The following is a 21376-nucleotide window of genomic DNA, read 5'->3' as shown; positions in this document are numbered from 1 at the left end:
GCTGCCTCTTAGTTCTCGTTCTTTTTGCACATTGGGAAGCCCAGCGCTTCGCGGGAAGCATAGTAGGCCTCGGCAACGGCTTTGGTCAGCGTGCGGATACGCAGAATATAACGCTGACGCTCGGTCACCGAGATCGCCTTGCGCGCATCCAGCAGGTTGAAGGTGTGGCCGGCCTTCAGAATACGTTCGTAAGCCGGCAGCGGCAGCGGTTTCTCCAGCGCCAGCAGCGATTGGGCTTCTTTCTCGTACTGCTCAAAGCAGGAGAACAGGAAGTCCACGTCGGCGTATTCGAAGTTATAAGTGGACTGCTCCACTTCGTTCTGGTGGAACACGTCGCCATAGGTGGTCACACCCAGCGGGCCGTTGCTCCACACCAGATCGTATACGCTGTCCACGCCCTGGATATACATCGCCAGACGTTCCAGACCGTAGGTGATCTCGCCGGTGACCGGTTTGCACTCCAGGCCGCCAACCTGCTGGAAGTAAGTGAACTGCGTCACTTCCATGCCGTTGAGCCAAACTTCCCAGCCCAAGCCCCAGGCGCCAAGCGTCGGGTTTTCCCAGTTATCTTCCACGAAGCGGATGTCGTGAATGGTCGGATCCAGACCCAGCTCTTTCAGCGAGCCCAGGTACAGTTCCTGAATGTTGTCCGGCGATGGCTTAATCACCACCTGGAACTGATAGTAGTGTTGCAAACGGTTCGGGTTTTCACCGTAGCGGCCGTCAGTCGGACGGCGGGACGGCTGCACGTAGGCGGTAGCCATTGGCTCCGGCCCCAGCGCGCGCAGGCACGTCATCGGGTGAGAGGTTCCCGCGCCGACTTCCATGTCCAGTGGTTGAACGATGGTGCAGCCTTGGCGCGCCCAATAGTCCTGCAGTGTCAGGATCAGGCCCTGAAAGGTCTTGGTATCAAACTTTTGCATGTTGAATTCGCACGCGATACAAGTGGATTTAAATGGGATGGGCCAGTATACCCGTTGACCGTAAGATATACAGCCAGAATCCCGCAACAAGTGTGAATCATCAAAGAAGCGCGGTCTTTTCGCGCACTAAAACGGGGCAAATGCCCCTCTGTAGCGCCGTTTAAGCGTCATAATCCCCCCAATTCCCCGGCCAGAAGGCGTCACTCAGGCTGGCACCAACCTTGCTAGCGTCCTGATATCCCCCTTTCAGGAGATTCGCTGATGACAACCGCCTTAACCGACAGCCGCTATCGTTACCGCATTTTCGCCATGGTGTTCTTCATTGCACTGATCAACTACGTCGATCGCGGCGCACTGTCCTTCGCCGCCAACGATATCTCCCATGAATTCAACTTCAACAAGGCGCAGCTGGGCGCCGTGCTGGGCTATTTTGGCTTTGGCTATTTGTTCGGTTCGCTGTGCGGCGGTTTTCTGGCCGACCGTATCGGCACCAAAAAAGTCTGGCTGATCGCCGGGGCGCTATGGTCGCTGCTGGAAATTGCGACCGCCTGGGCTGGCGAACTGGGCGTGGCGCTGTTCGGCGGTTCCGCCATTATGGGGTTTGCCGCACTGCGGATCATGTTCGGCTTTGCCGAAGGTCCGGCCTACGCGCTGATGAATAAAACCATCGCCAACTGGGCGCCGCGCAAAGAGCGTGGCTTTTCGCTGGGTATCGGGTTGCTGAGCACCCAGGTGGGTTCGCTGCTGACCGCGCCGCTGGCCGTGGGGTTACTGCTATTGACCGATGACTGGCGCAGCATGTTCATGCTGCTGGGCCTGTTTTCGCTGATCGCCATTTTGCTGTTTGCCCGTTTCTTCACCGACACGCCGCAGGAGCATCCTGAAGTCAACGCCGCCGAATTGGCCATCATCAGCGCCGATCAGGAAGCCGATAACGCACAAGCACCTCTGCCATGGTGGGCGTTTTTCACCAACCGCACGCTGGTGTTTAACGCGCTGGGTTACTTCTCATTCCTTTACGTCACCTTTGTATTGGTGACCTGGGGCCCCAAATACCTGCAGGATACTTTTAACTACGATCTGCATTCGCTGTGGTACGTGGCGATGATCCCGTGGAGCGGTGCCTGCTTCACCGTGCTGCTCGGCGGCCGCATCGCCGATGCGCTGTTGAAACGCTTTGGCAACTTGCGGCTGGCGCGCAACCTGTTTGCGGCAGTCACCTTGTTGCTGACCGCCACCTGCTTCGTCTTGATCCCCTTTATGAGCACGCCGACCGAAATCATTTTGTTGATGACGCTGGGCAATGCGCTGAATGCGCTGGTCAATAACGTGTATTGGTCGGTGGTGATAGACGTCACGCCGAAAGCTTCGGTGGGGGCTTACAGCGGCATGACGCTGGCGATCGCCAATATTGCCTCGATCACCGCGCCGATGCTGAGTGGTTGGCTGGCACAGCATCACGGCTATGGCGCCATGTTCTTCGCCACCGCCGTGGTGTCTTTCTGCAGCATGCTGTGCATGACGCTGCTACAGCCGGAAAAAAAGATTATGGCAGATATCGCGCTGCCCAACCGCCCAGGTATGCAGCAAACGGCCCCCTAAGCGATCGGGCATCGGCACTCAAAAGCGGGCGCTGACCCCGACGTTATACATAAACTGTTCGCCACTGCTCAGGCCGCCGGTCTGAGAAACGGTGGCGAACGCCGCCACCTGATCGGTCAACGGCATATTCGCCCCCAGCGTCACATCCACCCAGTTTTTATCCTGGCTGGCGCTGTCGCGAGTGAACGAAGTCTGCGTGGACTTCAGGCCACCGCCGGCACGGTAAACGTCATCACCAAACTGACGCTGATAGCTCACCTCGGCATAGGGATTAAACAGGCCGAACTTGCTGTCCAACCGCCAACCTAACGCACCGATCTGCGAATGGTAGGTCTGATCGTTAAAGCGCATGGCGGTGCTGTCATTGCCGTCTTCGCTGTAACCGGAGACGTTGCTGTAATCCCAGGCAAACTGTGCCATCGGTCCGGTGGTCAGGTAAGAGGTGACTGGGAAGTCGTAACCGGCGGTGATCCGCGCTCCCCATTGCTTGCCGTCGGTGCTGCCGGTCTCGGTACGGGCTAACGCCCCAAGCTGCATGCTGCGGCGAATATCATCGTAATTCATCGTCGCATAGTGCAAATCGGCATTCACCCAACCGTTTTCAAACAGCTCAAGAGCGGTAAAGGCGGAAAATAGCAGGCCACGCGCTTTGTAGTCGTAGCGGCTGGAGGGCTGTTGATCGTCATTGGAGCCGGAAATCAGCGCGCCGATCAGCCAGCCGTCGGTCAACTGGTAATCCACCCCTACCGTCAGATTATGAGTAGTGGCATTGCCGTCGCTCGCCGCCAGATTGGAAGAATAATCATAGTGTTGCCCGGCATAGCCTCCGAACACGCCCAGCGATCCTTGCGGGTTTTCGCCACTGCGCAGCTGTTGAAAACGGCTGTCGAGGGTAGCACGGCTGTCACGCGCCATGGCCGCCGTCGCCTGATTCAGCGCCACCACCTGCGCAGGACCATCGAGCACCGCCTGAATGTAATCGGCAATCAACAGATGCGCCTGCGGGCTGGGGTGGAAATGGTCGGCGAACAGGTAGGCCTGGCTGCTATCAAAACCCGGCATGGTAGAACGACACACCGCAGAGGAGACGCCCGGCGGACAGGCCATGCCTGCGGTATTGGTAAAGCCAAACTGCGCCGGGTTGGCAATCGCCTCGCCAAACAGTTTGTTCACGTCAACCCGGACGATGTTCCCGCCCCCCTGCGCCAGCAGGTGGTCTTCGCTTTGGTTATAGAAATCGGTCAGTTGTGCCGCCTGCGCGCTGAGGCTGTCATAAGCAGCAATCAGCTGTGCGGCAATCGCCTGCTGCACCTGGGGGATCGCGCTGCCCTGCGCCGCTGCCGCCGTCAGGGCCTGGTGGATAGCCTCGGTACGCGAAGCGTTATCCGGCGTGGCCAGCGAATTCAGGGTGGCGTAGGCCGCCTGAACCGCTGCGTTTTGCACCGGCGTCAACGCCTGCTGGATGATCAGCTCCATCAACTGCGGCGTGGAACCAATATTCGGCACCGTCGGCACGATCACCGTACCGGCACCGGCATTCAGCAATGAATGAACCTGCGCGGCCGCCGCCGCTGCGCTGTTGTAGGCTACGCCCGGCGCGGTCGTCGGGTTTAATGCCGCCGCCGCCAGGTCGTTGCCGCCAATCCAGTGTATATACAGGCCATCGCCGTCAGCCCGTCCATTGACCTGACCGAGGTAGCTCTGCACCTGATCCTGCGTATTGTCCGCCGGGTTGAGCGCCGGCACCGCCACGCCCCCGCCGGCGGCGTAGTTATTGCCACCATCGTCCGAAGCCACTAACGCCGCGCCGATGCGTTGCGCCAGTACTTCGTCGTATAACAGATGTTTATTGCTGTCGTAGGTAAAGCGGCCATTGTTGCCGGTATCGCTCAGACTGTCACCGAAGACGTAGAGTTGGTCATAAGCCAGCACCGGGGTCGTCATACTGCATAATATCGCCACTGCAAGCACCGCCGGGCGGGGCAGACAGGTTATTTTAAGAGGCATGAATAGACTCCTGAGAGCCAGCAAATGAAGGAAAATACGTTTTTATCATTGGCCTTTTTACCTGCCGGCCATCTAGTAAATATTGCTGGCTTTTCCCCCACGTCAAGCCGACTGATGATAAAACAATCAGGGGCTTGCCAAGTTCACCACTTCAGGTAATGATTACTGTAAATAAACACAGCACAAGGACAGTCAGTATGGCCAATGAACGTTGCGGTTGGGTGACGGCGGATCCGTTATATCTCGAGTATCACGACAAGGAATGGGGCGCACCAACCACCGATGCGCGCGAGCTGTTTGAAATGCTATGCCTTGAAGGCCAGCAGGCCGGGCTGTCCTGGATCACCGTGCTGAAAAAGCGTGAGAATTACCGGCGCGCCTTCCACAATTTTGATCCGCTGCGCGTGGCCGCTATCGATGAACAAGAGATAGCCGCGCTGTTGCAAGACAGCGGCATTATCCGCCACCGGGGCAAAATTGAAGCCATCATCGCCAATGCCAAAGCCTATCTGGCCATGGAAGCGGCCGGGGAAGATTTTGTCACTTTCATTTGGTCATTTGTCGACGGCGAACCGCAGCTCAACAGTTGGCAGCAACTGAACCAGGTGCCGGCGAAAACCGAACGCTCGGACGCGATGTCCAAGGCACTGAAAAAACGCGGCTTCAAATTTATCGGCTCCACCACCTGTTACGCCTTTATGCAGGCCAGCGGGCTGGTGAACGATCATCTCACAGGATGCCTCTGCTACCCAAAGCCGCAGTGATCCGCCCCTGCCACCCGGCAGATATGGAGCGGTTAATGGCCTTGTGGTTGCCGAGCACCATTGCTGCGCATCCGTTCGTCAAGGAAAGCTACTGGCAAGAAAGCGCGACGCTGGTGCGGGAAAACTATCTGCCGCGAGCGCAAAGCTGGGCCTATTGGCATCAAGGGGAAATCGTCGGGTTTATCAGCGTGTTGGATCAACGCTTTATTGGCGCACTGTTCGTTGAACAGGCCTTTCACGGCCATGGCGTAGGACAGGCGCTGATGGCGCACGTACAACAGCGCTATCCCCAGCTAAGCCTGGAGGTGTATGAGCAAAACCTGCGCGCCTGCGCGTTCTACCACAAGCTGGGGTTTCAGGTGACGCAGCGTCTGTTTAACGAAGAAACTCAGGCCTATACCTTAATCATGAACTGGCCGTCCGCAGTTTAAATCTTGTCACTTCCGGCTAAAAAAGGCGCATCCCGCACCGGGATGCGTTCAATTCAGAATCCGCTGCATGGTATTCCCTCGCTTTTTGCCGGATAACAGGCTCAAGCCCGTTATCCGCTTATATTTTGTCACGTTTTTTTCCGGAACTGCCGGAAAGTATCCGCGTCATAGTAGCGCCTCGGCACGTCTTGGCATGCCGACAACGGTTTTTTAGCGCCCCCAATTGGATTGGCGCACCCAGATTCTGATGCCACAAAGGAAAAAAGATGAAAAAACGCATTGCGATTATTGCCGGCGCGGTGAGCGTGGCGCTCACGCTGTCAGCCTGTACCACCAACCCGTACACCGGGGAATCCGAAGCCGGTAAATCCGGGATTGGCGCAGGCCTGGGCGCCGCGCTGGGTGCCGGCGTTGGCGTGCTGTCCTCGTCGAAAAAAGACCGCGGCAAAGGCGCACTGATCGGCGCAGCGGCAGGTGCAGCATTGGGCGGTGGTGCCGGCTATTACATGGACGTGCAGGAAGCCAAGCTACGCGACAAAATGAAAGGCACCGGCGTCAGCGTTACCCGTCAGGGCGACAATATCGTGCTGAACATGCCGAACAATGTCACCTTTGACAGCAGCAGCGCCACCCTGAAACCGGCGGGTGCCAACACCCTGACCGGCGTTGCCATGGTACTGAAGGAATACCCGAAAACGGCGGTTAACGTGGTCGGCTACACCGACAGCACCGGCTCCCGTTCACTGAACATGACCCTGTCGCAGCAGCGTGCCGACGGCGTTGGCAGCGCGTTAATCACCCAGGGCGTGGCGGCTAACCGCATTCGCACCACCGGGGCAGGTCCGGATAATCCGATCGCCTCCAACAGCACGGCAGAAGGCAAGGCGCAAAACCGTCGCGTCGAGATCACCCTCAGCCCGCTGCAATAATCCCGAGCGGGGCACAATGCCCCGCCATTTTTATCCTGTCGATCCTCTTCCCTTATCCCATTCAACATTCCCGGCTATACATTCTGTGTGATAGTCTCCTTGGCAATTAACCTCAGGGGAGATCGGTTGTGAGCAGTGTTAAGGCAATACGCGCCTCGGGGCGGGCCACCATCAGCGATGTGGCGAAAACCGCCAAGACCGGTAAAACCAGCGTATCGCGCTACTTGAATGGTGAGCAGCACCTGCTTTCTGACGATCTCAAACAGCGCATCGAGCAGGCTATCCTCCAGCTCGACTACCGCCCAAGCCAGATGGCGCGGAGCCTGAAAGGCGGACAGACGCGGCTGATTGGCCTGATCATCGCCGATATAACCAACCCCTATTCGGTGGACGTGATGCGCGGCATCGAAGCCGCCTGCCGTCAGCACGGCTTTACCCTGCTGGTGTGTAACACCAACAACGAAGTCAATCAGGAACAGCACTACCTGCAACTGCTCAGCAGCTACCGGGTAGAGGGCATTGTGGTCAACGCCGTCGGTATGCGCGAAGAGGCGTTATCGACGCTGCAACAATCCATGCTGCCGATGGTACTGATCGACCGAAAAATTCATGATTTCGCCTGCGATGTGGTGGGCCTCAACAACCACGAGGCCGCGACGACCGCCACGGAACACCTGCTGCAACAGGGTTTCGAAGCCATTTTGTTTCTCAGCGAGCCCATTGGCACGGTCAATACCCGCCTGGAGCGGCTGCACGCGTTTAACCAAACCATGGCGCAACATGCCGGTCTGTTGGCAGAACAGGCCGAAGTTCCGCTGAACGACGTCAAGCTGCTGGAAGGGGTGCTCGGCGACTTCAATACTCGCCATCGCGGCATGCGCAAAGCGGTGATTTCCGCCAACGGTGCCCTGACCCTGCAGGTAGCGCGCGCCATGCGTCGACTGGGTATCCAATGGGGCAGCGATATCGGCCTGCTGGGCTTTGACGAACTGGAATGGGCCGAACTGGCCGGCGTAGGCATCACCACGCTGAAACAGCCGACCTATCAGATGGGCCACGCCGCGCTAGAACAACTGGTGCAACGCATTCAGGGTCTGGATACCCCCATCAGCGAGCAGATGTTCCCCGGTGAACTGATCGTGCGCGGTTCCACCACCCGATAATCCCCCCTTCTTTCCCGCTCAGGGCGCGACATACGGCGCCCCAGCCACATCCTCCTCAGACTATTTTTTGCTCATGTTCGTGATTGCGATCATATTTTTACACTCTGTCGCTTTCGCCTGGAACCGGTACCATTTAACGTGTGGTTAACAGCAGCGGTGGGATAACGCCACCTCAGGAGCAAAAAATGACAAGAGAAATTATCGTGGTGACCGGTGCCTACGGCACCGATACCGTCCAACAGCTCGGCGGCCAGGCCGCATTATTGCCGATCATTGCCGATGCCGGCGCCGACGGTGTAGAGATCCGCCGCGAACTGTTTTCTGCCCAGGAGCTGGAAAACCTGCCGGCACTGGCTCAGGCCATCGAACAACAGCAGCTGTTTGCCGTTTACTCTGCGCCTGAGGCTCTGTTCACTCCACAACATACGCTCAACCCGAACCTGCCGGCACTGCTGGCGGAAGCCCAAACGCTGAACGCGCGTCAGTTGAAACTCTCGCTTGGACATTACCAGCCGGGCTTCGACTTTACCGAACTGAAAGTGGCACTGGAGCAACATCCGGTCAGCCTGGTGGTCGAGAACGATCAAACGCCTGACTGCGGGATTTTGTCGCTGCTCAACGCCTTTTTCCACGCCGCAGAAGATAACCGTCTGCCGGTCAGCATGACGTTCGACATGGCCAACTGGCACTGGGTGGGGCAAGACGCCTTCGCCGCCGCCGATCGCCTGGCCCGCCACGTCAGCTACGTTCACGTTAAAGCCGCAACTCATAGCCTGAAAGGCTGGCGTGCCGTGGCGCTGGATGACAGCGATGGCAAATGGCGCGATCTGCTGACTCGCCTGCCGCTGGACGCACCACGCGGCATTGAATTCCCACTGCAAGGTGACAGTCTGGAAGACGTGACCCGCTACTACGTTAACCTTTTGCGCGCGGAGTAAACATCATGACAACGCTGACTACCGCGCATCGCGCGCAACTGGACGTCGTCACTCTGGGTGAAGCCATGGCGATGTTCGTGGCAACCCAAACCGGCGATCTGGCGGAAGTGGACAACTTCACCAAACGCATTGCCGGCGCCGAGCTGAACGTCGCAATCGGCCTGGCTCGTCTGGGGCTGAACGTCGGCTGGGTCAGCCGCGTCGGCAACGACACTTTCGGCCGCTTCACCCTGCAGCAGTTGAAAAAAGAAGGCATCAACGCCCAGCAAGTGACGGTGGATGCTAATTATCCGACCGGTTTTCAGATCAAATCTAAAACCTCCGATGGTACCGATCCCAGTGTGGAGTATTTCCGCAAAGGCTCGGCGGCCAGCCACCTGTCGGTCGACGACTTCAACCGCGATTACTTTGGTTCCGCACGCCACCTGCACCTGAGCGGCGTGGCGGCAGCGCTGTCCGGTCAATCGCTGGCGCTGTGCAACCACGCGGCGCGCGAGATGCGGGCGATGGGCAAAACCATTTCATTTGACCCCAATCTGCGCCCGGTGTTGTGGTCCAGCCAACAGGTGATGATCGAGCAGCTGAACAAGCTGGCGTTTGCCGCCGACTGGGTGCTGCCGGGGCTGAAAGAAGGGCAAATTCTTACCGGCCAGTCGACACCGGAAGGGATTGCCGATTTTTATCTGGAGCGCGGCGTACAGGCGGTGATCATTAAAACCGGCCCGGACGGCGCCTGGTTTAAAACCGCAGCGGGCGATCAGGCGGCGGTAGCCGCAATCAAAGTCAGCAATGTGGTGGATACCGTAGGTGCAGGAGACGGCTTTGCCGTCGGGACCATCAGCGCCCTGCTGGAAGGCAAAACGCTGAAACAGGCGGTGCAACGCGGCAATAAAATCGGCTCGCTGGCCATTCAGGCCATCGGTGACAGCGAAGGGTTGCCGACCCGCGCGGCACTGGCTGAATAAATATAACAAAACAATATCAGTTAATAGCCTTCTCCGAACGGCTGATGTCTCTGGCCCTACAACCAGATCCGCCGGGAGAGCACCACGACACCACTGAAGGAATCTGAACATGACCAAAGCGACTATCGCGGCTAAACGCTGGTGGTACATCATGCCCATCGTGTTTATCACCTACAGCCTGGCCTATCTCGACCGAGCCAACTTCAGCTTTGCCTCGGCGGCTGGCATCAATGACGATCTGGGCATCACCAAAGGCATGTCATCGCTGCTGGGCGCGCTGTTTTTCCTCGGCTATTTCTTTTTCCAAATCCCGGGGGCGATCTATGCCGAACGCCGCAGCGTTAAAAAACTGATTTTCTGGTGCCTGATCCTGTGGGGCGCCTGCGCCTCGCTGACCGGCATGGTTAGCAATATCCCGATGCTGGCGGCCATCCGTTTTATCCTCGGCGTGGTGGAAGCCGCGGTGATGCCGGCAATGCTGATTTACATCAGCAACTGGTTCACCAAGTCCGAACGTTCGCGTGCCAATACCTTCCTGATCCTCGGTAACCCCGTCACCGTGCTGTGGATGTCGGTGGTTTCCGGCTACCTGATCCATGCCTACGGCTGGCGTGAAATGTTCATCTTTGAAGGCATTCCGGCGGTGATCTGGGCCTTCTGTTGGTGGGTGCTGGTCAAAGACAAACCGGCGCAGGCCAAATGGTTAAGCGATGACGAAAAGCTGGCCCTGCAGCAGCAGTTGGAAGAAGAGCAGAAAGGCATCAAGGCGGTGCGTAACTACAGCGAAGCCTTCCGCTCACGCAACGTGATCCTGCTTTGCGTCCAGTACTTCGCCTGGAGCATTGGCGTGTATGGCTTCGTGCTGTGGTTGCCTTCTATCCTGCGCAGCGGCATGGAAATGGGCATGGTGGAGGCCGGCTGGCTGTCGGCGGTGCCTTACCTGGCGGCGACCATTGCCATGATCCTGGTGTCCTGGGCTTCGGACAAAATGCAAAACCGTAAGCTGTTCGTCTGGCCACTGCTGCTGATTGGCGCGCTGGCGTTCTTTGGTTCTTATGCCGTAGGCGCCAACCATTTCTGGATCTCTTATGCCCTGCTGGTGATTGCCGGTGCGGCAATGTACGCCCCTTACGGGCCGTTCTTCGCCATCATTCCCGAGATGCTGCCGAAAAACGTCGCCGGCGGTGCCATGGCATTGATCAACAGCATGGGTGCGCTGGGTTCCTTCTTCGGTTCCTGGTTCGTCGGTTACCTCAACGGCGCAACCGGCAGCCCGGCAGCTTCGTATATGTTTATGGCCATTGCGCTGCTGGTGGCCGTGGTGGTGACGCTGATCGTCAAGCCCGCTCGCAACGAGGCTCACCCACAACTGGCTTAGTCTCGTTATAATTTATTTTTTGTTGAATATACCCAATGGATTTCAGGCTGCAGCCAGGCGACAAACGAACTTCCCCCAGGCGCTGACTTAAGTAAGTCACTGGGGGAAGTTCGAGCAGTTAACAACGCTGCAGTCTGAAAGACGAAGGGTATTGCTGGAGTAAGTGATGAAGCCTTCTATCGTGTTATACAAAAGCATTCCCACCGATCTGCGTGAACGACTGGAACAGCACTTCACCGTGCATGCCTTCAACGGGCTAAACCCGGAAAACCGCGATGAGTTGCGCCAGGCGCTGCAACAGGCAGAAGGGATCATCGGTTCCGGCGGCAAAATTGATGAGGCTTTCTTGCAGCAGGCCCCCAAACTGCGCGCGGCTTCAACCATTTCCGTCGGTTACGATAATTTCGACGTTGACGCGCTTAATGCCCATAACGTGCTGCTGATGCACACCCCAACCGTGCTGACTGAAACCGTCGCCGACACCATCATGAGCCTGGTTTTGGCGACAGCTCGTCGCGTGGTAGAAGTAGCCGAACGAGTGAAGGCCGGCGAATGGCAAGGCAGCATTGGGGCAGACTGGTTTGGCGTTGACGTGCACCACAAAACTATCGGCATCCTCGGCATGGGTCGTATTGGTCTGGCGCTGGCGCAACGCGCTCATTTCGGCTTCGGCATGCCGGTGCTGTATAACGCCCGCCGCACTCATGAAGAAGCAGAGCAGCGTTTTAATGCCCGCCGCTGTGACCTGGATACCCTGTTGGCCGAATCCGATTTCATCTGCATTACGCTACCGCTGACCGACGAAACTTTCCATATGATCAGCCGTGACCAACTGGCGAAGATGAAAAAGAGCGGTATTCTGATCAACGCCGGCCGTGGTCCGGTGGTGGATGAAGCGGCACTGGTTGAGGCGCTGAAAAACGGCACTATTCATGCCGCCGGGCTGGACGTGTTCGAACAGGAACCGCTGCCGGTATCTTCACCGCTGTTGACGTTGCCGAACGTAGTAGCGCTGCCGCATATCGGTTCTGCGACCCATGAGACCCGTTATGGCATGGCCGCCTGCGCCGTGGACAACCTGATCGCCGCGCTGACCGGCAAGGTCACAGAAAACTGCGTTAACCCGCAGCTACTGAAGTAGTAACTTTCATGGGTGCCAGTAAGCAAGAAACTGGCATCCATGCAAAATCACCAACACCTTTTGGGCGGACGCCTGCGCATATGAAATATTCTCAGGATATGTATTTCATTGTTTTTAATTCTGTACGGGATCAGGTACGGGAAGGTTTTCATCACAATTTCCCGGGTGCCCATCACCCTGCCTGCCCTGCCGAGGGCCGGGTTTGAAACCAGCAAATTCACTAAGCGAAAAACCTCCCTGGCAAACTCTGTCGCAACCTGAGGACTCTCTTGATAAAACAAATCATATTCGTCATCAAAATTGCTTGCGGCTTTCCTTAGCCATTTAATTTTCATCGTTAACAATCACCCCCATCTTCTTGAAGCGGGCTTCCATTTCATCGTCAGAAACAAAATCTCCCTGATCCGCCTCAATAATTGCCTGCTGAGTTTCAGCAATTTGCCAGGCTTCACGGTTAATAAAATCTCGGATGGCCTGCCCGGCCAAAAACGATTTAGTCCTGCCGGTCGCTTTGGCCAAAGCTTCGAGCTGCTCACTGAGATCTTCCGATAGTCGAACGGACATCACGCTCATAGATCACCTCACACTACAATGTATACATTGTAATATAGATTAAAAAATCACCGGATAACAGCCTCACCTCCCCCTGCCTTCTCCTCCCCGAAAATCTCGCGCCGGGATGAGGCTATTTTTTCATCGTTCGTCACACTGGGCGTTACCCTACGATAAAAACGCTTCCTGCCACGCGTAAGGAGAGCCATGAAACGCCTGCCCCTTCCCCTGCTGATGCTGCTGTCGCCTGCGGCAATGGCAAACTGGACGCTGCAAAGCTTCCCAGCCTTTGACGGTACTTCCGCCGACGGCTTGTTCACCAGCCACGCCACGCTGCCCAAAGGCGAACTGCCGCTGAAAATTTACCAAGACCAGCAATGCTGGCAGCCAACTGCGCCGGTCAAACTGAACCAGACGTTGTCACTGCAACCCTGCGGCGATAACCCGCCGGTTAACTGGCGGCTGTTCCGCACCGGGGAATATCAGGTGCGCATCGACACGCGCAGCGGCACGCCGACGTTACAACTCAGTCTGAAAACCGCAGCGGAAATCGCCACTGCCGCCGCCACGCGCACCTGCCAACGCTGGGACGGTAAACCGATCACCCTTGACGTCGCGGCAACCTTTGACGAAGGCGAATTGGTACGCGATTTCTATTCAGGCCAAACGGCAAAGGTCAGCCAGGGAAAAATCACCCTGCAACCCGCCGTCGGTAGCGGTGGATTGCTGTTGTTGGAATCTGCCGATAGCGAAAAACCGGCGCCCTTCAATTGGCACAACGCCACGGTGTATTTTGCCCTTACCGATCGCTTTGAGAACGGCAACCCGGCCAACGACCATAGCTACGGACGCCGCAGCGACGGCATGCAGGAGATCGGCACCTTCCACGGCGGCGATCTGGCTGGCCTGACGAACAAACTGGATTATTTGCAACAGCTTGGCGTCAATGCGCTGTGGATCAGTTCGCCGCTGGAGCAAATCCACGGTTGGGTCGGCGGCGGCACCAAAGGAGACTTCCCGCATTACGCTTACCACGGCTATTACGCGCTGGACTGGACCCGACTCGATGCCAATATGGGCAGCGAGCAAGACCTGCGCACGCTGGTCGATCAGGCGCACCAACGCGGTATCCGCATTCTGTTTGACGTGGTAGTGAATCACGTCGGCTACGCCACGCTGGCAGATATGCAGACCTTCCAATTCGGCTCGCTGTATCTGAAGGAGGGAGAAATCGAAAAAACGTTGGGTAAACATTGGGGCGACTGGCGACCAGGCCCAGGTCAAAACTGGCACAGCTTCAACGATTACATCAACTTCAGCGATAAAGCGGGCTGGAGTTCATGGTGGGGCAAAAACTGGATCCGTACCGATATCGGTGACTACGATCCACCCGGCTATAACGATCTCACCATGTCGCTGGCTTTCCTTCCGGACATCAAAACTGAAGCGCCCGGAGCCAGTGGTCTGCCCCTGTTTTACCGCCATAAACCCGATACCGCTGCGCGGGAGATTCCCGGCGCCACCACACGCGACTACCTGACCACCTGGCTTAGCCAGTGGGTACGTGACTATGGCATTGACGGTTTTCGCGTCGACACCGCCAAGCACGTAGAAAAACCAACGCTGGCGCTATTGAAACAGCGCGCCACCGCAGCTCTGGCAGAGTGGAAAGCCGCCCATCCACAACAGGCGCTGGATGATGCTCCTTTCTGGATGACCGGCGAAGCCTGGGGCCATGGCGTGATGAAAAGCGACTATTACCAGAACGGCTTCGACGCGATGATCAATTTTGACTTCCAGGATCAGGCTTCCCAGGCCTTGGCTTGCTTCTCCAACATCGATGCCACCTACCGACAGATGGCCGACAAGCTGCAGGATTTCAACGTGTTGAGCTACATCTCCTCGCACGATACCCGGCTGTTCTTTGCCAGCGATGCTAAAGGGTCGCTAACGCTGCAGCAGCGCGCTGCCGATCTGTTGCTGTTGGCACCCGGTGCGGTGCAGATTTACTACGGCGATGAAAGTGGCCGTGATCTAGGCCCTACCGGCTCAGATCCGTTGCAGGGTACCCGTTCCGATATGAACTGGGCCGAGTTGCAGGGTAGCAAAGCTCCTCTGTTGGCACACTGGCAGCGGCTGGGTCAATTCCGCGCTCGTCACCCGGCGATCGGTGCCGGCACACAGCAGTCGCAGCAAACGGCACACTACTATGCTTTCAGCCGTCGGCTCGGCGACGATAAAGTGATAGTGGCCTGGGTCGGCGATCGGTCACAATAATTCAGAGAGATATGCTGCTAAAAAACCATCGGGTGAAGTTTACTCCCGGTGGTTGTTTTATGAACCGCATTGCACCGGAAATTGTCTGGCGGTATGGTGGGGTATTACCTGCTAAAAACAATACAGTTGCACCTATGACTTTTTCACTTTTCGGCGACAAATTTACCCGTTACGCGGGCATTACCCGTTTAATGGATGACCTGAACGAAGGCCTGCGCACCCCCGGTGCCATCATGCTCGGCGGCGGTAATCCGGCGCAAATTCCAGAGATGGAAAGCTACTTCAAACAACTGTGCCAGGACATGCTCGATCAGGGCAAACTGACCGAGGCGCTGTGTAACTATGACGGCCCGCAGGGCAAAGACGCCCTGCTGAAAGCGCTGGCTAATTTGCTGCGCGATGAGCTGGGCTGGCAGATCTCGCCACAGAACATTGCACTGACAAATGGCAGCCAGAGCGCATTTTTCTACTTGTTTAACCTGTTTGCCGGGCGCTATGCCGACGGCAGCCGTCGCCGCGTGCTGTTTCCGTTGGCGCCGGAATATATCGGCTATGCCGATGCCGGGTTGGACGAGGGGCTGTTTGTTTCGGCCAAGCCCAACATTGAGCTGCTGCCGGAAGGTCAGTTCAAGTATCACGTTGACTTCGAACATCTGAATATCGGCGACGATATCGGCATGATCTGCGTGTCGCGCCCAACCAACCCGACCGGTAACGTGATCACCGACGAAGAGCTGATGAAACTCGATCGGCTGGCGCAGCAGCGCAATATCCCGCTGGTGATCGATAACGCTTACGGCGTGCCCTTCCCCGGCATTATCTTCAGCGACGCTACGCCGCTGTGGAACCCGAACATTATCCTGTGCATGAGCCTGTCGAAGCTTGGCCTGCCCGGTTCGCGCTGCGGCATCGTGATCGCCGATGAGAAAACCATCGGCGCCCTGACCAACATGAACGGCATTATCAGCTTGTCGCCAGGCAGCATGGGGCCGGCCATGGCAACGGAAATGATCGAACGTGGCGACCTGTTGCGACTGTCAAACGAGGTGATCCGTCCGTTCTACAAGCAGCGCGTCGAGCAGACTATCGGCATTATCCGCCGCTATCTGTCGCCGGAACGCTGCCTGATCCATAAACCGGAAGGGGCGATTTTCCTGTGGTTATGGTTCAAGGATCTGCCGATCACCACCGAGCTGCTGTATCAGCGCCTGAAAAAGCGCGGCGTGCTGATGGTGCCAGGCCACTACTTCTTCCCGGGGCTGGAGCATGAATGGCCGCATACTCATCAGTGCATGCGGATGAACTACGTGCCGGATCCGGAGAAAATTGAACGTGGCGTGGCGATACTGGCGGAAGAGATCGAGCGTGCTCACCAGGAAGCGGGCTGATTTGAATAAGGGGCGCTCAGACAGCGCCCCAAAGCCTTACATTGCCCAGAACAGCACCGCCAGCAGCTGCGGCGACATGATGCGCAGGAACATCGCCAACGGATATACCGTGGCGTAAGACAGCGCGGCAGCGCCGCTGGTCGGGTGCAGACCGTTAGCAAAGGCCAGCGCTGGCGGATCGGTCATTGAACCTGCCAGCATGCCGGACAGCGTCAAATAATTCATCTTACCCACCATCCGCGCCAATACGCCAACGCTGAGCAACGGAATTGCGGTGATCAGTGCACCGTAACCAATCCACGCCAACCCTTCGCCATTAATCAGGGTATCGACAAAGTTGCCGCCCGACTTCAGCCCCACCACCGCCAGAAATAGCACGATACCCAGTTCACGCAACGCCAGGTTAGCGCTGGGCGGCATAAACCAATACAGCTTGCCAATGCTACCGATACGCCCGAGTATCAAGGCCGCAACCAGCGGTCCACCGGCCAGGCCCAAGCGCAACGCAGCAGGAAAACCCGGAATAAACAGCGGCACAGATCCCAACAGTACCCCCAAACCGATACCGATAAACACCGGCAGCATTTGCACCTGCTGCAGCTTCTGTTGGGCATTGCCGACAATGGCCGCCACCGCCTCGATGGACTCCGGGCGGCCAACCAGATTGAGGATGTCGCCGAATTGCAGCGTGACATTGCTGCCTGCCACCAGTTCAACCCCCGCGCGGTTGAGGCGCGAGATCACCACGTCGTACTTTTGCTTCAGGTTCAGATCGCGGATTTTGCTGCCCAAGACTTTTTCATTGGTCACCACCGCCCTCACCACCTGCAGTTCCGTCCCCCGCGTTGACAGCGAGACGTCGACCTCTTCGCCAATCACCAACCGCGCATTTTCCAGACTTTCGCGTTTGCCCACCAGATGCAGATAGTCGCCCAGCTCCAGCCTCTCGAGCGGCGCCGGTACCATCAGCAACTCACCGCGTTTCAGGCGTGAACAGATAATATCCTCACCGTTCAGCAGCGGCACATTCTTGATCGCCATCCCTTGCAGGTTCGGGTTACGCACCGCGATATTCATGGTTTGCAGCAGCTCGCGCTGGTTGCCCAGGCTGCTTTCAAAAGCCTGAGCCTCCCGTTCGATATTGATGCGGAAAAACAGGCGTATCAGCCACATCACCAGCAGAATGCCGCAGATACCGAACGGATAGGCCATGGCATAGCCCATCCCCATACGATCGACCATGGCCGGATCTGAGCCCAAATCGGTAAGAATTTGCTGCCCGGCGCCGAGTGCGGGAGTATTGGTGACGGCACCGGAGAACACGCCAAGAATGATCGGCAGCGGGACGTCAAACAGCTTGTGAACCACCGCCGCGACCACCCCGCCCACCAGCACCAGCAAAATGGCGAAGCCGTTGAGCCGCAATCCGGATACCCGCAAGGAAGAGAAGAAACCGGGCCCGACCTGAATACCTATGGTGTAAACGAACAGGATCAGGCCAAACTCCTGAATGAAGTGCAGCATGTCGCCATTCAGACTGAGCTGCCAACTCTGGGCGAAATGCCCGACGATAATGCCGCCAAACAGCACCCCGCCAATCCCCAACCCAACCCCATACAGCTTCCAGTTACCCATCCACAGCCCGAGAACGGCCACCAACGCCAACATACTCACGGTCAGGGCGATTTCGCTCATAGGTCACATCCTTGCCAGAAGTTTAACAACCGGTTTGCGGTCAAAGTCACACAATTAACAGGGATTTTGGCATAGGTAGGAAAACGCGACTGTGGGTTAAGCCACATAATGCAACGGGGGAAGCCCGTTTGGACTTCCCCCGTCGATACCTTTCCTCTTTCAGGCCGCCGTACGAACCTCTGCGGCCTGAAATGCATAGGTAAAACTATGAATTTTTCAAAGCGTTATTTTGATTCCAACCCCGGCGTGGTGCCGATGGCGATACGCTGTGGCTGCAGAGCTTCTGGGACATGACGCACCAGATCGATATGCAGCAGGCCGTTTTCAAACTTGGCCTCAGAGACCTGCAGGTGTTCAGCCAGCGTGAAGGTCAGGTTGAAGTCTTTGAACACCAGCCCCTGATGCAGGTATTCCACCTGTTTTTCTGGCGGTGTCGGCTTGCCACGTACGGTCAGGCGTGGGCCTTCTACTTCAATATCCAGCTCACTTTGTTTAAACCCGGCTAACGCCAGAGAAATGCGGTAATGGTTGTCGTCGCTTTTCTCTATGTTGTAAGGCGGGAACCCCTGTGGCTCCTGGCCGCCCATTGAACTGGCCAATTTGTCGAAACCAATCCACTGACGAAGCAAAGGTGAAAGATCGTAATTACGCATGATGTAAACTCCTTCTATGAAGCGAGATTTTACCCGTAGCTTGAAATTCATAGGGTAAATTAAGGTATGCCCCCTGTCGGCAGGCATTAACATTTCACCAGCGAGACGTTTCGCCGATGAAATATGAATTATTTAATTTCTATACGACGCGGTTTTAATGTTTCCGGTACCAGGCGTTCCATATCGATATACAGCAACCCGTTTTCCAGTTTGGCGCCTTTAATTTGGATATGCTCGGCCAACTGGAATTTACGTTCAAAGTTTCGCTCGGCAATACCTTGATATAAGTAGGTTCTTTCCGCTGGATCGTTATTATGAGCGCCACGGACTATCAGCAGATTGTCCTGGGTAGTGATTTCCAGCTCCTGTTCGGCAAATCCGGCCACCGCGATCGCAATGCGGTAATGATTTTCATCGACCAGCTCAACGTTATAGGGTGGATAACCGCCATTGCTTTGGCTCTGACCTGCCTCCAACGCGTTAAACAAACGGTCAAACCCAATAGCGGAACGGTAAAGCGGTGAAAGATCAAAGTTACGCATAAAACAGCCTCCTAAGGCACTTCAGCGAGGTTGAATAATTAAGCCTTCCATCATGGACAGACTAAATAGCCAGAATTCCCTTACGGCAAATTCTTAATTTGGCCTTGATAAGAAAATGGGGGTCGCTTTCACCATTTCAACCGCCCACGATCAAAAAAATGACAATCAGTTCGGCGAAAGTTTTTTTATCCCTTACAATAAAGTGAGACAACCGCCACAGAGCGGGTCCTTGCTCCTTTTAAAACATCCAGAGGATGTTATAGATCAGCAGATTTTGGGGAACAGCACCCTGCAGGATGGAAAATGAAAACGATAAGAGTCATAGCAACCAGTTGCATGCTGTTAGCGACCAACGGCTGCTCCAGCGTAATGAGCCATACCGGCCCTAATCAGGGTTACTATCCTGGCACCCGTGCCAGCGTGGATATGCTGAAGGACGACAATACCAGCTGGGCAATGATGCCGCTGGTGGCGTTGGACCTGCCATTCTCGGCGGTGATGGATACCGTATTACTGCCTTACGACTACATGCGCTCCGGCAGCGACAGTACCGCGGACTCACCTAAAGCGCGTATTTTGCGCGGCGAAGAGCAGAACCTGGCCGCCAGCGGCGATCCGGCCCATGCCGCTACGACCACACCCCAGTAAAATATTCTGATGCGGGCTTCTCGCCCGCACCCTCGATCAGACTTCAACCACAAAAATCTGGCTGAATCCGTCGACCTCGCGCATAAAGGCCACTTTGTTTCCATCCGGTGAAAATACGATAGCATCGCCCGATGGGGGTAGCGCCGTCCGCTGAGTCAGGCGCTGCATGCGGCCGCTGGCCACCTCGCACAGCATCAGGCTGTTGTCACACACCAGCGCAATTCGCCCACCCTGTGGGTGCCAACTGAACGCCGATTGGATCCCCTGTTCACCACGAGTGACCTGCCGCGATTCACCGCCGTTTGGCGAAACCGTCCACAGCTGTACCACACCCGCATCATCCTTCATTAAACAGGCAATCATGCTGCCATCGGGCGAGCTGCGCAGCCAGTGACGTGGGGCGGTTACCACGCCTGGATAACGACGCTCGCCGGTAAAGGTCAACCGCCGTTGGTGCACGCCCCGCGGTGGCGCAGGCAAGCTGTTTGCGGTCCCCTGCAGCGGCCGGGAACCTGCCCTGGCGTAATCCGCGTCATCCTGCGGCAAATCCACAATGAATACTTCCGGCAACTTTTCACCGTGATGAGAAAGAGTGTCGCCGATAAATGCCAGCGCCCAGCGCTGCTGACGCCCATCGGGCCGTACATAGCCCCTTTGCCCGACCCAGCCCTCTTCATAGGCGCGGTTAATCTGATCGCTGCCGGGTTGGGGTTGTGGCGTAGTCTCGCTCACCAGCACGCAGTAATGGCTGCCGTCATATTCACGAGGATGCTGCTTCGGCGGGTTCACTCCCTGTAACGGTACGGCCACGCCAACGTTACGCAGGTCCTGCGCCCGATCCAGTTCGTGCATGACGTGGTCGTTATAGGTAAAGCTCAGGCGGCTGCCGTCCGGGCTGAACACGTGTACGTGAGTGCCGCCACGCAGTGCGCCCGGCGTATAAGGGGGAGTGATGTCCATCGCATCAAGGGTAATGGCCAGTTCGCGGTCGGGTTCGCTGACGATCACCCCGCGGCGATGGTGAAAATCGTAATGCCAGACGCTGTCCGGGTGTTCAGGCCCATGAATGAAAGCATAGCGGGCGGGTTCATCCGGGCTGACGGTCACTACACCAACGTGGGCGCCCTGTTGGGCGCGATACACGACTTCGACTACGCCGGTATCGACATTCACCCGCTCGATGCTCAGACCGGTGAAGGAGGCACCGTTCGGGCGTACGTCGTAAGCCAGCCACTGGCTGTCCGGCGTCCAGACATTAATATTGGTTAACTGATGCCCACGTGGGTCAAAAGTCAGCTGTTTTTCCCGATGGCTCATGGCGGCTCCCCTGCGCATGCTGGCACTGAGCCGCCATCTTACCGGATCACCCGACGCGTTTCA

20 protein-coding genes are annotated in these 21376 nt (G+C 56.8%); 12 read left to right on the top strand and 8 right to left on the bottom strand.

Annotation, left to right across the window (positions count from 1 at the left end; translation table 11 throughout):
• Positions 1-8 precede the first annotated feature (8 nt).
• Positions 9-923 carry a glycine--tRNA ligase subunit alpha gene (glyQ, locus tag AC1RKG_RS17290; RefSeq protein ID WP_020824663.1) on the bottom strand — a complete coding sequence of 305 codons (915 nt, stop codon included), beginning with the start codon at positions 921-923 and terminating at the stop codon, positions 9-11.
• A 261-nt stretch (positions 924-1184) separates the two neighbouring features.
• On the opposite strand from glyQ, the gene AC1RKG_RS17285 reads away from it, so the two are divergent.
• Complete coding sequence (locus AC1RKG_RS17285) at positions 1185-2525, top strand: MFS transporter (protein ID WP_401424044.1); 1341 nt, start codon at positions 1185-1187, stop codon at positions 2523-2525.
• An 18-nt stretch (positions 2526-2543) separates the two neighbouring features.
• Here the strand turns inward: AC1RKG_RS17285 and AC1RKG_RS17280 are convergent, their stop codons facing one another.
• Positions 2544-4532, bottom strand: coding sequence for an autotransporter outer membrane beta-barrel domain-containing protein (locus tag AC1RKG_RS17280; RefSeq protein WP_493183519.1), 1989 nt, complete (start codon positions 4530-4532; stop codon positions 2544-2546).
• A 197-nt stretch (positions 4533-4729) separates the two neighbouring features.
• On the opposite strand from AC1RKG_RS17280, the gene AC1RKG_RS17275 reads away from it, so the two are divergent.
• From AC1RKG_RS17275 to ghrB, 8 genes are all read left to right on the top strand, one after another.
• Complete coding sequence (locus AC1RKG_RS17275; protein ID WP_020824660.1) at positions 4730-5296, top strand: DNA-3-methyladenine glycosylase I; 567 nt, start codon at positions 4730-4732, stop codon at positions 5294-5296.
• Complete coding sequence (locus AC1RKG_RS17270) at positions 5293-5727, top strand: N-acetyltransferase (RefSeq protein ID WP_170868541.1); 435 nt, start codon at positions 5293-5295, stop codon at positions 5725-5727. The genes AC1RKG_RS17275 and AC1RKG_RS17270 overlap by 4 nt, the downstream gene beginning before the upstream one ends.
• A 266-nt stretch (positions 5728-5993) precedes the next feature.
• On the top strand, positions 5994-6656 hold the full coding sequence (locus AC1RKG_RS17265; protein ID WP_020824658.1) for an OmpA family lipoprotein: 663 nt from the start codon (positions 5994-5996) through the stop codon (positions 6654-6656).
• Positions 6657-6784: 128 nt separating this feature from the next.
• Positions 6785-7819 carry a LacI family DNA-binding transcriptional regulator gene (locus AC1RKG_RS17260; RefSeq protein WP_020824657.1) on the top strand — a complete coding sequence of 345 codons (1035 nt, stop codon included), beginning with the start codon at positions 6785-6787 and terminating at the stop codon, positions 7817-7819.
• Positions 7820-8004: 185 nt separating this feature from the next.
• On the top strand, positions 8005-8757 hold the full coding sequence (locus AC1RKG_RS17255; protein ID WP_493183518.1) for a sugar phosphate isomerase/epimerase family protein: 753 nt from the start codon (positions 8005-8007) through the stop codon (positions 8755-8757).
• 5 nt (positions 8758-8762) lie between these two features.
• Positions 8763-9722, top strand: coding sequence for a sugar kinase (locus tag AC1RKG_RS17250; RefSeq protein ID WP_046374822.1), 960 nt, complete (start codon positions 8763-8765; stop codon positions 9720-9722).
• A 109-nt stretch (positions 9723-9831) separates the two neighbouring features.
• Positions 9832-11100, top strand: coding sequence for an MFS transporter (locus AC1RKG_RS17245; RefSeq protein ID WP_020824654.1), 1269 nt, complete (start codon positions 9832-9834; stop codon positions 11098-11100).
• A gap of 166 nt (positions 11101-11266) precedes the next feature.
• Entirely contained in the window at positions 11267-12241 is a 975-nt protein-coding gene (ghrB, locus tag AC1RKG_RS17240; protein ID WP_128864791.1) for a glyoxylate/hydroxypyruvate reductase GhrB, read from the top strand.
• Positions 12242-12288: 47 nt separating this feature from the next.
• On the opposite strand, the gene AC1RKG_RS17235 is transcribed toward ghrB, so the two are convergent.
• Both AC1RKG_RS17235 and AC1RKG_RS17230 read right to left on the bottom strand, forming a co-directional pair.
• Positions 12289-12576 carry a type II toxin-antitoxin system RelE/ParE family toxin gene (locus AC1RKG_RS17235; protein WP_493183517.1) on the bottom strand — a complete coding sequence of 96 codons (288 nt, stop codon included), beginning with the start codon at positions 12574-12576 and terminating at the stop codon, positions 12289-12291.
• On the bottom strand, positions 12566-12814 hold the full coding sequence (locus AC1RKG_RS17230) for a CopG family ribbon-helix-helix protein (RefSeq protein WP_012004528.1): 249 nt from the start codon (positions 12812-12814) through the stop codon (positions 12566-12568). The genes AC1RKG_RS17235 and AC1RKG_RS17230 overlap by 11 nt, the downstream gene beginning before the upstream one ends.
• Positions 12815-13000: 186 nt before the next feature.
• Between AC1RKG_RS17230 and AC1RKG_RS17225 the strand changes: the two genes are divergently transcribed.
• Positions 13001-15070, top strand: coding sequence for an alpha-amylase (locus AC1RKG_RS17225; protein ID WP_493183516.1), 2070 nt, complete (start codon positions 13001-13003; stop codon positions 15068-15070).
• 134 nt (positions 15071-15204) lie between these two features.
• The gene (locus AC1RKG_RS17220; RefSeq protein WP_041415136.1) at positions 15205-16458 is read left to right on the top strand and encodes a valine--pyruvate transaminase; all 1254 of its coding nucleotides are present in this window, start codon (positions 15205-15207) and stop codon (positions 16456-16458) included.
• Between the two features lie 36 nt (positions 16459-16494).
• Here AC1RKG_RS17220 and AC1RKG_RS17215 read toward each other — a convergent pair whose 3' ends face one another.
• The 3 genes from AC1RKG_RS17215 to ibpA all read right to left on the bottom strand — a co-directional run bounded on the left by AC1RKG_RS17215 (position 16495) and on the right by ibpA (position 19348).
• Complete coding sequence (locus tag AC1RKG_RS17215) at positions 16495-18153, bottom strand: putative transporter (protein ID WP_020824648.1); 1659 nt, start codon at positions 18151-18153, stop codon at positions 16495-16497.
• A 224-nt stretch (positions 18154-18377) separates the two neighbouring features.
• A complete protein-coding gene (gene ibpB / locus AC1RKG_RS17210) occupies positions 18378-18806 on the bottom strand; it encodes a small heat shock chaperone IbpB (RefSeq protein WP_020824647.1) in 429 nt (142 codons plus the stop codon).
• 128 nt (positions 18807-18934) lie between these two features.
• Positions 18935-19348, bottom strand: coding sequence for a small heat shock chaperone IbpA (ibpA, locus tag AC1RKG_RS17205; RefSeq protein ID WP_046374826.1), 414 nt, complete (start codon positions 19346-19348; stop codon positions 18935-18937).
• Positions 19349-19651: 303 nt separating this feature from the next.
• Here ibpA and AC1RKG_RS17200 point away from each other — a divergent pair, with 303 nt between their 5' ends.
• Positions 19652-19996: a YceK/YidQ family lipoprotein gene (locus AC1RKG_RS17200; RefSeq protein ID WP_041414075.1), complete on the top strand. Its 345-nt coding sequence runs from the start codon at positions 19652-19654 to the stop codon at positions 19994-19996.
• Positions 19997-20032: 36 nt separating this feature from the next.
• On the opposite strand, the gene AC1RKG_RS17195 is transcribed toward AC1RKG_RS17200, so the two are convergent.
• Positions 20033-21313 carry a YidR family protein gene (locus AC1RKG_RS17195; RefSeq protein WP_130016562.1) on the bottom strand — a complete coding sequence of 427 codons (1281 nt, stop codon included), beginning with the start codon at positions 21311-21313 and terminating at the stop codon, positions 20033-20035.
• Between the last annotated feature and the right edge of the window lie 63 nt (positions 21314-21376).

The sequence above is a fragment of the Serratia sp. GW822-FHT06D09 genome, assembly GCF_058799515.1.
This window is presented reverse-complemented; position numbering and strand designations above follow the sequence as displayed.

What these genes read in the sequence shown, in the direction of transcription:
- AC1RKG_RS17280 (WP_493183519.1), bottom strand. Translation starts at nt 4,532, where the DNA reads ATGCCTCTTAAAATAACCTGTCTGCCCCGCCCGGCGGTGCTTGCAGTG.
- AC1RKG_RS17265 (WP_020824658.1), top strand. Translation starts at nt 5,994, where the DNA reads ATGAAAAAACGCATTGCGATTATTGCCGGCGCGGTGAGCGTGGCGCTC.
- ibpA (WP_046374826.1), bottom strand. Translation starts at nt 19,348, where the DNA reads ATGCGTAACTTTGATCTTTCACCGCTTTACCGTTCCGCTATTGGGTTT.
- AC1RKG_RS17200 (WP_041414075.1), top strand. Translation starts at nt 19,652, where the DNA reads ATGAAAACGATAAGAGTCATAGCAACCAGTTGCATGCTGTTAGCGACC.
- AC1RKG_RS17215 (WP_020824648.1), bottom strand. Translation starts at nt 18,153, where the DNA reads ATGAGCGAAATCGCCCTGACCGTGAGTATGTTGGCGTTGGTGGCCGTT.
- AC1RKG_RS17250 (WP_046374822.1), top strand. Translation starts at nt 8,763, where the DNA reads ATGACAACGCTGACTACCGCGCATCGCGCGCAACTGGACGTCGTCACT.
- AC1RKG_RS17255 (WP_493183518.1), top strand. Translation starts at nt 8,005, where the DNA reads ATGACAAGAGAAATTATCGTGGTGACCGGTGCCTACGGCACCGATACC.
- AC1RKG_RS17225 (WP_493183516.1), top strand. Translation starts at nt 13,001, where the DNA reads ATGAAACGCCTGCCCCTTCCCCTGCTGATGCTGCTGTCGCCTGCGGCA.
- AC1RKG_RS17275 (WP_020824660.1), top strand. Translation starts at nt 4,730, where the DNA reads ATGGCCAATGAACGTTGCGGTTGGGTGACGGCGGATCCGTTATATCTC.
- AC1RKG_RS17245 (WP_020824654.1), top strand. Translation starts at nt 9,832, where the DNA reads ATGACCAAAGCGACTATCGCGGCTAAACGCTGGTGGTACATCATGCCC.
- ibpB (WP_020824647.1), bottom strand. Translation starts at nt 18,806, where the DNA reads ATGCGTAATTACGATCTTTCACCTTTGCTTCGTCAGTGGATTGGTTTC.
- AC1RKG_RS17220 (WP_041415136.1), top strand. Translation starts at nt 15,205, where the DNA reads ATGACTTTTTCACTTTTCGGCGACAAATTTACCCGTTACGCGGGCATT.
- AC1RKG_RS17230 (WP_012004528.1), bottom strand. Translation starts at nt 12,814, where the DNA reads ATGAGCGTGATGTCCGTTCGACTATCGGAAGATCTCAGTGAGCAGCTC.
- AC1RKG_RS17195 (WP_130016562.1), bottom strand. Translation starts at nt 21,313, where the DNA reads ATGAGCCATCGGGAAAAACAGCTGACTTTTGACCCACGTGGGCATCAG.
- AC1RKG_RS17235 (WP_493183517.1), bottom strand. Translation starts at nt 12,576, where the DNA reads ATGAAAATTAAATGGCTAAGGAAAGCCGCAAGCAATTTTGATGACGAA.
- glyQ (WP_020824663.1), bottom strand. Translation starts at nt 923, where the DNA reads ATGCAAAAGTTTGATACCAAGACCTTTCAGGGCCTGATCCTGACACTG.
- ghrB (WP_128864791.1), top strand. Translation starts at nt 11,267, where the DNA reads ATGAAGCCTTCTATCGTGTTATACAAAAGCATTCCCACCGATCTGCGT.
- AC1RKG_RS17285 (WP_401424044.1), top strand. Translation starts at nt 1,185, where the DNA reads ATGACAACCGCCTTAACCGACAGCCGCTATCGTTACCGCATTTTCGCC.